Source organism: Acidiplasma aeolicum (assembly GCF_001402945.1).
GTDB classification, from domain to species: domain Archaea; phylum Thermoplasmatota; class Thermoplasmata; order Thermoplasmatales; family Thermoplasmataceae; genus Acidiplasma; species Acidiplasma aeolicum.
In genome coordinates this window covers 1-2,941 of record NZ_LKBG01000073.1, presented here as the reverse complement: position 1 = coordinate 2,941, position 2,941 = coordinate 1, and the positions used below count along the sequence as shown (strand labels likewise).

The window sequence follows — 2,941 nt, the reverse complement described above, 5'->3', positions numbered from 1 at the left end:
TGACAACCTCCTTGTCTGTTTTATGATCGCTAACCAGAGTTTTTGTTTTTGTTGAATACTCGCCATGCAGGTTTTCAGTGTTTATAATTGGAATACCACTGGAAAGTGTAACACCATGCGGAGTTAATATAATCAATGAATCTGAATTATCATCCTCTGTTATTTCTTTTATTTTATTATGAAGCTCGGCACTCTCATCATTGGGCATGTCAATTATTTCATCGCCGTGTGGTATGACATAAAGTCTTTCGAGAACCATAAATTTGCATGGCTAAATCACTTATAAAGATAATCATGCAGTTTAAAAGTACTATTTAACTAAACAAATAAATAATATACTAATAAATAATATACAATGATATGTTTTCAGATTCTCCTGAGGAGGTCAATAAATCGTTTAAGTATCTTATTATTTCCATGGCTACCAGGAGCTCGGCATTAATATTTGTGACCCTGGCACTGCCGCTTTATCTCCATTTTTTGGATTTCTCGGCTGTGTTTATTGGCCTCCTTTACATTCCAATTACATTATTTAATGTATTTTTAACATTAATACTTGGCAGGCTTGGGGATAAAATTGGTTATTCAAGAATACTGTTTTTGGGTGAGGTATTTCCGGTTGCCGGCATGCTATTAATGGCAGTGTCAGCAAACATCTATTTTATTGCCACCGGTGCAATCATAGCCGGGATAACAGGCGGCGCCGGGGGCATGCGCGGTGCATTTTCACCGGGAATGACAGCGTTTGTTGCAAATAATTATGGTGCTGAAAATGACAGGGTAGGAAAACTTTCACTTCTGCTGGCCACGGCATCTGCCTTTTCAATATTTGGTGGTTTATTTTTAGGTTCCTATGCGTTTATAAAAAATATAACAGGAACCATAATGTTTTACCGCATATTCTTTTTTATTTCATTTATCCTTGTGTTTATATCATTGATATCACTATCCAGATTAAAAGAATATAGAAGGCCTAAAAAAACAACAAGGGTTATGAAGAAACAGAGCCTTAGATATTTAATAAGAATTATGCTGCCAAACAGCATCAATGCTGCGGCCATAGGGATTTCAATGCCGCTGCTACCGCTTCTGTTTGAACTCAAATACCACGTAGATCCAAGCATTATAGGTTATCTTTATACATTCGCATATGTTGTAACCGCTCTTGGTTCATATATATCAGGAAAATACATTAATGGAATGTTCGATTCATTAAAAATAGCATCAATAGCACACATACTTCAGGGGGCACTTTTCATAATTATAGCATTTACACCCTTATTCTTCCTTGCAGGTGTAATTTACATTTTTAGAATGGGCATTGCCGGCGTTGGGTCTCCAATGAGGGGGGCAATAAATGTAAGAGGAATAGACCGTGAGGATTACGGGACATCAACCGCCATACAGGGGATTTCAGGCAGGGCATCACAGCTTACAAGCGGTGCGTCAGGATATCTTATGGATTTGAATTTTGCATTTCCACTTTTAATCGGCGGTTCATTGCAGGCACTTGGCGGGGTGCTTTATTACACATTAATAAAATCATGGAATCCGGGTAAGCATGATCAGGCCGGGAAGGCGAAGGCATGATATGGATAAAATAGATAAAAGGGTGTGGTACCTTGGATTTACACGCCTGATACGGGCATCTGGCAGGGTCTCAACATTTATTTTTCTGCCACTTATATTTGTATTCATATATCATATATCATTTCTGGTAACAGGACTTGTTCTTGGCATTGCAATATTAATTATGTCGGTGGTACAGTATTATTCAGGGATACTTACAGACCGTATTGGCAGGAGAATTTTTCTTATATTAATACCGGTGCCTGCGGGTTTATTATACATTGCCATGTATTTTACCGTGCTCTACAGGATGCCTGCATTGCTTCTTATTTTACTATTTTATTTTACAATAATCATCAATGCATTGCAGTATCCCGCAATACAGGCCTCAATTGCGGATGTAACATCTCTGGGCCAGAGGCTTTCAGGTTACACTGTTATAAGGGTTCTGGCAAATGCAGGTGCGGCCATAGGACCAATACTTGGGGCCATTCTTTCTGTATATGGATTCCAGTACATATTCCTTCTTGCTGGAATCAGCACTTTTATTGAAATTATTATACTTTATTTCAATGTAAGGGAAACATACTTCCCGTCAAAATCACAGTACCTAACAAAATTAGATATAAAGCTTGCATATAAGGATAGATTTTTCATAATCTTCACTGTAATAGGAATAATCATGGCATTTGTTTTAAGGCAGAGTGGTGCATCGCTAACACTCTACGCATTTGACTTTGAGCGTCTGCCAATACTATATCTTGCCTATATTTATTCACTAAATGGAATACTTGTTGTAACGCTGCAGTATCCTGTATTTAAAATTATGAACAAATCATCCAATCCGGTGCTTTTTAGGTCCATAGGCATGGTTTTTTACTTCTCAGGATTTATTGTTCTAATGTTTTCAAAGGACATAACATATTTTCTTATCTCCATGGGTATAATGACAATAGGAGAGGACTTTGTTGCACCCACCACACAGACAATAATTACATCCATAGCCCCACAGAACATGAAGGGAACCTATATAGGCATTTATAATCTATTCATAAGCTTTGGGTCATTTTCAGGGGCAGTTATTGGCCTTTATCTGCTATCATACTATGAAAACAGGACCGCGTTATTCTGGTTCATAATCGCCATGGGCAGCCTTATGGTGGGCATGCTCTATTTCATTATAAACGGCTCATTTTTAAGAAGGATGAATGCTGATGCACATATAAAAATCCATGAAAGGACTGCTGCAAAATAAAATATTATCCTGACCTGAGAAAATCCTAAATAAATGGCATAAATAAGATATTAAAAAATTTTTATTCAATAAATAGTAAATATTATCAATATTATATGTCCTATATTTAAGCATAGC

Annotated in this window: 2 protein-coding genes and 1 pseudogene; 2 read left to right on the top strand and 1 reads right to left on the bottom strand. The window is 37.0% G+C overall.

The window, feature by feature from the left end:
- A pseudogene (locus AOG54_RS02380) lies at nt 1–259 on the bottom strand (hypothetical protein); the annotation flags it as partial.
- Between the two features lie 101 nt (nt 260–360).
- Between AOG54_RS02380 and AOG54_RS02375 the strand changes: the two are divergent.
- Both AOG54_RS02375 and AOG54_RS02370 read left to right on the top strand, forming a co-directional pair.
- The gene (locus tag AOG54_RS02375; protein ID WP_048102347.1) at nt 361–1,590 is read left to right on the top strand and encodes an MFS transporter; all 1,230 of its coding nucleotides are present in this window, start codon (nt 361–363) and stop codon (nt 1,588–1,590) included.
- Nucleotides 1,562–2,824: an MDR family MFS transporter gene (locus AOG54_RS02370; RefSeq protein WP_236692441.1), complete on the top strand. Its 1,263-nt coding sequence runs from the start codon at nt 1,562–1,564 to the stop codon at nt 2,822–2,824. The genes AOG54_RS02375 and AOG54_RS02370 overlap by 29 nt, the downstream gene beginning before the upstream one ends.
- Nucleotides 2,825–2,941 lie beyond the last annotated feature (117 nt).